The 6,465-nt window shown below is 47.2% G+C and carries 6 protein-coding genes; 3 read left to right on the top strand and 3 right to left on the bottom strand.

The annotated features are described in order from the left end of the window. The 3 genes from Q0372_RS09755 to Q0372_RS09745 form a co-directional block, all read left to right on the top strand. Window positions 1–1,456 (top strand): flavocytochrome c (locus Q0372_RS09755; protein WP_298105398.1); only part of this gene is annotated, 1,456 nt, incomplete at its 5' end. Between the two features lie 148 nt (window positions 1,457–1,604). Continuing rightward, a complete protein-coding gene (locus Q0372_RS09750) occupies window positions 1,605–2,366 on the top strand; it encodes an EFR1 family ferrodoxin (RefSeq protein ID WP_298105395.1) in 762 nt (253 codons plus the stop codon). A gap of 108 nt (window positions 2,367–2,474) precedes the next feature. Then, window positions 2,475–2,600 (top strand): hypothetical protein, encoded by a 126-nt coding sequence (locus tag Q0372_RS09745; protein ID WP_298105392.1) that lies wholly within the window; start codon window positions 2,475–2,477, stop codon window positions 2,598–2,600. A gap of 632 nt (window positions 2,601–3,232) precedes the next feature. Here Q0372_RS09745 and Q0372_RS09740 read toward each other — a convergent pair. The 3 genes from Q0372_RS09740 to Q0372_RS09730 form a co-directional block, all read right to left on the bottom strand. After that, window positions 3,233–4,954, bottom strand: a complete 1,722-nt coding sequence (locus tag Q0372_RS09740) for a HAMP domain-containing sensor histidine kinase (protein ID WP_298105390.1) — start codon at window positions 4,952–4,954, stop codon at window positions 3,233–3,235. Further along, a complete protein-coding gene (locus Q0372_RS09735; protein WP_298105387.1) occupies window positions 4,938–5,600 on the bottom strand; it encodes a response regulator transcription factor in 663 nt (220 codons plus the stop codon). Before Q0372_RS09735 ends, Q0372_RS09740 begins: the two co-directional genes overlap by 17 nt. A gap of 131 nt (window positions 5,601–5,731) precedes the next feature. Then, entirely contained in the window at window positions 5,732–6,361 is a 630-nt protein-coding gene (locus Q0372_RS09730; RefSeq protein WP_298105384.1) for a hypothetical protein, read from the bottom strand. Between the last annotated feature and the right edge of the window lie 104 nt (window positions 6,362–6,465).

Below are 6,465 nucleotides of genomic sequence, written 5' to 3'. Positions count from 1 at the left end.
CGCCAAAGACGTAAAATTTGACGAAGAATATGACGTTGTCGTTATCGGTAGCGGTTTTGCAGGCTCGATGGCGACGCTTCAGGCTCTTAAGCGCGGCAAAAAAGTGCTTATGATCGAAAAGATGGGTCGTGCGGGCGGTAACTCCGTCATTAACGCCGGCAATATGGCGGTGCCAAATAACGAATTCCAAAAAGCCGCGGGCATCACGGATAGTAAGGATGCTTTCATCGCAGATTGCCTAAAAGACGGGCTAAATTTAAATCACGTAGATTTGCTAGGCGTCATCTACGACCGTGCAGGCGATGCTTTTGAATACCTAAAAAGCATCGGAGTGGAGTTTTCGGGCAAGGTGATATCTGCTAGCGGACACTCGCTAAAGCGCGCCGTACAGGCCAAAAACGCCAGCGGCTCGGGCTACATCCAGCCGATGCATAAGGCGATCGAGGAAAATGCAAATGCTGTAATCAAGAAGCGTACTAAATTTGATGATTTTGTCGTAGATGACAGCGGCCGTGTCGTAGGCGTGAAGTGTCGCGAAGAATATAAGTTCGATCCGCAGCTTGCTAGCGACGATAGGGAAAACAAAAGCGGCGAAGTAAAATTTTTTAAAGCCAAAGATGGTGTCATTTTGGCTGCGGGCGGATACAGTTCGGATAAATGGTTTCGCGCGCAGCAGGTGCCGTATCTAAAAGACAATATCGAAACCGTAAGCCAACCAGGCGCTACCGCAGGTGCGCTTATCGCGGCGATGAAGCTAGGTGCGAATCCTTTGCAACTCAGCTGGATTCAACTAAATCCTTATACTAATCCTAGCGAGAAGGGATTTGGTACTTCTGCGCTATTTTCAAATCACTGCGCTAACGACTATGGTCTAACCGTCGATCCAAAGACCGGCAAACGCTTTATGGATGAGCACGCAGGGCGCAAGATCAAAACCGAAGCGATCTTTAAATGCATGGCGGAGAGCGAAAATAACGACAACTACCCCGTAAATATCTGCGATCAAGCAGCAGTTGATGCAAATAATCCGGTCTATACGTCAAAAGGCGTAGAAGCAGGCTCAATTAAAAAATTTAATACCTTGGAAGAGCTTGCAAAATTTTATAAAATTCCGCTGGAGCCGTTTTTAAAAACCGTCGCGGATTTTAACGGCTATGTCAAAGCAGGAAGTGACCCGGAGTTTGGCAAGCCTTTGACAAAAGCCGATGTAGGCGGTATCGACGTATCAAAAGCTCCATTTTATGCGTGCCAAACAAGCCCGAAAATTCTTTACTGCATGGGCGGCGTGCAGATCAATACCAAAGCTCAGGTTATCGACGCAGCTAGCGGCGAGCCGATCGCAGGGCTATATGCAGCGGGCGAAATCACCGGTGGCGTTCACGGCGCAAGTAGGCTCGGTACTATGAGCATGGCTGATTGTATGGTTTTTGGAATGGTGGCGGCAGAAAATATCTGAATTGATTTTGCTTTTTTAGGGTGCGACGGCATATTTAAATTTCGCCGTCACGTCTAAATTTTAAAATTTTATGCAAAAGGTGCGTAAAATTTTATCCATTCGGTAAGGGTTAAATTTCACCGAAATTCGCATAGTTTAGGAGACGTGCATGATAGCGATCTATTTTAGCGCTACGGGCAACACGAAGCATTGCGCAGATAGGCTCATCGCTCATCTTGGCGGCGTCTGCGTCTCGATCGAGAGCGAGGCCTGCGGCGAGCTTTTAAAACACCACAATGACGTTATCTTGGCATATCCCGTCTATTTTAGCGACCTGCCGCGTATCGTGCGCGACTTCCTCTACCGAAACGGCGCGAGCTTTAGCGGCAAAAACGTATTCATCCTCGCTACGATGGAGATCTTCAGCGGCGACGGGGCAGGGTGCGCGGCTAGAATTTTAAAACAATTCGGCGCAAACATAACGGGCGGCGCTCATATCAAAATGCCCGCGTTCATCCTCGACGTGGCGATTTTTGGCTACTCGCAAGCGAAAAACGAGCGCATAATCAAAGAGGCGGACGCTAAAGTCAGACGCGTTGCGGAGGCGCTTAGCGCAGGCCGTCCGCCGCAAGAGGGGCTGAGCGCGCTTTGTCGTATCGCAGGGTTTTTAGGACAGCGGCTTTGGATGAAAATTTGGGATAAAAGCCCCTTTGCTAAGCGTAAGCCGAGCCTCGATCCATCGCGATGCAGCGGCTGCGGGGCTTGCGTCAAACCCTGCCCGATGCGTAACATAAAGCTCGCTTGCAAAAAGGCGCAATTTGGCGATGATTGCACGCTTTGCTACAGGTGCGTAAATATATGTAAGCGCAAAGCGATTACGATCCTAGGCAGGGCGAAAAATTTAGAAAATTCCATCCCTGCGGACTTATGAGGACGAGCTCATACCATGCAAGCTAGCAATCAAATACATGAAAACGGGCGGAAATTTTACTTTTTGATAGCACTGCGCACGGCTAAAGCGCGATGTCTTACAACGAATATGGCGCAGAAAAAAGTAACTCGCCGCGAGCTAGTGAAATTTAACCTGCCGCCGTGCAAGACCCGCGTAAAATTTGGCTACAGCAATCACTACGACAAAAGAATACGAGACAGACGAGCGTGGTAGAGTCATACTGATAAACGACGGGGCTGCCTCATGGGGCGAGGTAAGGCAAACGGCTTTGATTATATCGCCGTAAGCTGCAAGAGAGAGGCGGGCAAAAAGACAAAATTTCGCTTATGTAGGCGGCCTTAAATCTCAAGTCCGTCTTTTTTACTCCGTATTTAAATTTTTACTCGGTCGCTAGATACTCCTAAATTTAAATTCTCTAGAGCCGAATGTGGCGTCTTAGAATTTTAGCAAAGGTTTATTCTGTAATACTGCGCCGTAAAATTTCAGCGAAGGCTTATTTTACCGCATATCTCAAAATTCTTAAATTACCCGCGCCGGCCCACTTAAGCTATAAAGCGCTTGCCTTATCACTTCGCCTAAGGGCAAAATGCCGCGCCTTGCCTTATTAATTCGCCGCAGAATTTCGCGGTAAAACTAAATTTTAAAATTTGGCCCATTTAAATTTAAAAGCGCACGACTATCGCAAAAATCATCCGATATTATTGGCGACGCCGGCCTAATTTTAAAATTACACTATCGCCTCTATATACGGCTATAGCCGTTAAATTTTAAGCAACAATAGGCGATAAAATTTTAAGAATTTCGCCGCCCAGCATTTCTTTACGCCACCAAGCCCACAAAACCGCCTAAACCTTCTTAAACTCCACGCTAAATTTGCTTCCGCGTCCTACTTCGCTACGTAGTGAAATCTGCGCGCCATGGATTTTTGCGATTTGTGAGGCGATGGCTAGCCCGAGCCCCGCGCCACTATTTTGCTCGCGATTTCTGGAGCGCTCGATTTGATAGAGCTTGTCCCAAATTTTATTTTGCAAAGCGGGCTCTATGCCCTCTCCGTCGTCGCTTATGCTAAGTTCGCACGCGTCTGCACTGACGCAAAGCTCTAAAGCGACGCTGCTGCGCGTAAATTTTAAAGCATTGCTTAAAAGGTTGTTAATCAGCCTGATCAAAAGCAGCTCATCGCCGTTTACGCGCACGCCCTCGGCTATCTGCGAGCTAAAGCTTAGCCCTTTTTGTGCGCACAAAAGTTGAAAGTCTTGCGCGCACTCGTTTGCGATTCTGCTTAAGCTTACGGGTGCCAAACGCGCGCCGCGCTGCAAGCGGGCAAGCTCTAAAATTTGCTCTATTAACGCCGAAATTTTACGCGCTTGATTGTTTATGACAGCGAAATTCTCCTTCGCCTCGCTCGCGTCTTGCTCATAGGCTAGGGCATAGTCGCTTTGAGCCAGTATGACGGCAGCGGGCGTACGTAGCTCATGCGAAAGATCGGCGCTTAGCTGCCGCTCGCGCTCAAACGCGCTTTGCAGTGATGCTAGCATTTCATTAAACGTAGCTGCGAGCGCGCTTAGCTCATCCTTGCCTCGCGGTAGTTCTATTCGCCGCGTAAAATCGCCGTTAGCTCCGATCTCGCTAGCTGTACGCGACATAGTGCGCACGGGCTTAAACGCTCTTTTTATGATCGCGTAGCCGCCGTAGATGACGAGCACCACAAATAGCGGCGATAGGATAAGAGCGATCAGCATCACGCGCTTCATCGCAAGCTCAAACTCGCTAACTGCGATGACGCCGCGTATCCATGCACTGCGCCCTTTGATCTGCGCGTCGTAATAGAAAAACTCGTCGTCATCAAGCTCCACCTCGCGCGCGCCTTGAGGCGAGAGCGGCATCGCAGGCTCGAAGCCTTTAGGCACAAACCCTGTGATTACGCCGCCTTGTCCGTCATGTTCGTAGAAAAATACACCGTCATCAAAGCTTTTAAATTTTTCCTCGCGCGCGGCTTTTTGCACTAAGCGGGCAAGCTTTTTTTGGCTGACGGAGCTTCCTGATACTTCGTCTAAAATATAGCCGCAAATGCCGATAATAGCGCCTGCAAGTGCCAAAATAAATACGCTGTAATAAAGCGTCACGCGTAGGCTGATAGGTAGCGCGCGTGAGATAAAATTCTCCTTAGCGGTTGTAAATACTCTAGATAAGACTTGAGTAAAATTTCTTATCGCGATTTTAGCTGCGAAATTTTGTTTTTGACTTTGCGTGAAGGCGCTATTAGAATTTTGCGCTAGATCAGGTGTTGCGCTTGTAGCAGAAAAATTTGGCGCGGAATTTGATGCTGGATTTTGCGTGGAATTCCGTTTAAAATTTGGCGCCTGGCTTTGAGTAGAATTTAGCGTCTGGTTTAACTCGATATTTTGCGTGGGATTTTTCTTGCGGCTTTTCTTTAAACACGCAAAATTATGCGTAAAATTCTGTTTAAAATTTCGCACGAATTTTAATATGAAAAGCGCCGTGGTGACAAAAATCTGCTTCGCAATCGCCGAAATTTTGATACAAATCTTGCTATTTTGCCACGACATAGCCAAGCCCTCGCTTCGTTTCTATTATATCGCCGTGCTCGCCTAGCTTTTTGCGGATATTTTTGATTAAAACATCGATAACATTTGAGCTTGCTTCGCCGCTAAAATCCCAAATGCTCTCGCCGATTTGTTCGCGGCTTAAAATCGCACCGCGATTTAGCATCAAAAGCTCTAAAATTCTATATTCCTTACCCGTTAGCTCCACTACCTCACCCGCGCAGACGACCGATTTTTTGCTTAGATTTAGGCACACTTGCCTTATGATAATTTCGTTATCCGCAGTAGCGTTTTTGCGCCTGATAATTGCGCGAAGTCGCGCCAAAAGCTCACGAAAATCAAAGGGCTTAACCATATAATCGTCTGCGCCCATATCAAGCCCTGCGATGATATCTTCTTTGGCGCCCCTCGCAGTTAAAAATAAAACCGGCGTGCCCAGTCTGCGCGCCCGCACCGCCTTCAAAAACTCAAAGCCGTCCATCACAGGCATCATCGCATCAAGCACGATAGCGTCATATTTTGCGACATCCAAAAACTCTAGTGCTTCCTTGCCGCAAAAGGCGCAATCTACGCTGTAGCCGTCCTTTTTCAGACATTTTGCGATGATTTGATTTAGATCTTTTTCATCCTCGACAAGTAAAATTTTCAAAGTGCTCCTTTAAAATTTTGCTAATTCTAATCCGCCATTTTAGCCAAAAACGTATAAATTTTGCGGTGCTTTGGATGTGTAAACCTGCTCGCTTTATGCACCACTAAATTTCAGTAGCGTTGGGAGCTGCGCTAATTCGCAGGCGCCTTTTGCCTAGCTCTAATCTCGCTTGCCTTTTTATCCGCTACGCTTCCTAATCTTCCTAAAAAATTTAGCGCGCCTGCTGCGATATTTAGCGCAAAAAGCCCAAATCCTACGCAGCCAAGCTTGAAATTTTGCTTAGCGATTTCGCGTTTGCAGCGGCTGCAAAGCACTGGCTTGCAAGAATTACAAACCTCCGCGCAGCTTGCTGCGCTGGCAGAATCTTTCGCGCTTGCGAAATTACTTGTATCAGAAAAATTTTGTGTATCGGCGAAATTTTGCTCGCTAGCGAAATTTCGTGCACTTGATAAGTCTTGCGTCTGCAAAGAATTCCACTCGTCCTTATAATCTTTCGCTTCCGAAGAATTTTTTTGATTTTTGCAACATTCCACGCCGGAAAAATCTTTAGAATTTTGCTCGCAGGACGTGGGTTTCCGCTCGCTTGTTTCGCTCGCTAAATTTGCCGAAAAATCCTGCGCATTTTCATCTAAATTTTTAGCTGCATCTCCGTTTTGGGCGCCATAGTCAGCGTTTTTGTTTAAGCTAAAATCCCTAGCATCCAAAGCCTCACTAGTTTGGGCGGAGTTATCTGCTCCACCCTTTAAGCTTTGATTTTTCATCTCACACCTTCACTTATTTTTGACGCTGCAAGATCTGCTCGCCCGTAGCGGCGTCGATTAGCACCTCTTTTTTGCTCATGCCTTGGCGCAGTTTGACTTCGTAT

This window comes from uncultured Campylobacter sp., from assembly GCF_937997405.1.
In the GTDB taxonomy this organism is placed as follows: Bacteria; Campylobacterota; Campylobacteria; order Campylobacterales; family Campylobacteraceae; genus Campylobacter_B.
Note: the sequence above shows the minus strand (reverse complement) of the source record. Positions and strands in the feature narration are given on the sequence as shown.

What these genes read in the sequence shown, in the direction of transcription:
- Q0372_RS09750 (WP_298105395.1), top strand. Translation starts at nt 1,605, where the DNA reads ATGATAGCGATCTATTTTAGCGCTACGGGCAACACGAAGCATTGCGCA.
- Q0372_RS09745 (WP_298105392.1), top strand. Translation starts at nt 2,475, where the DNA reads ATGGCGCAGAAAAAAGTAACTCGCCGCGAGCTAGTGAAATTTAACCTG.
- Q0372_RS09740 (WP_298105390.1), bottom strand. Translation starts at nt 4,954, where the DNA reads ATGTCGTGGCAAAATAGCAAGATTTGTATCAAAATTTCGGCGATTGCG.
- Q0372_RS09730 (WP_298105384.1), bottom strand. Translation starts at nt 6,361, where the DNA reads ATGAAAAATCAAAGCTTAAAGGGTGGAGCAGATAACTCCGCCCAAACT.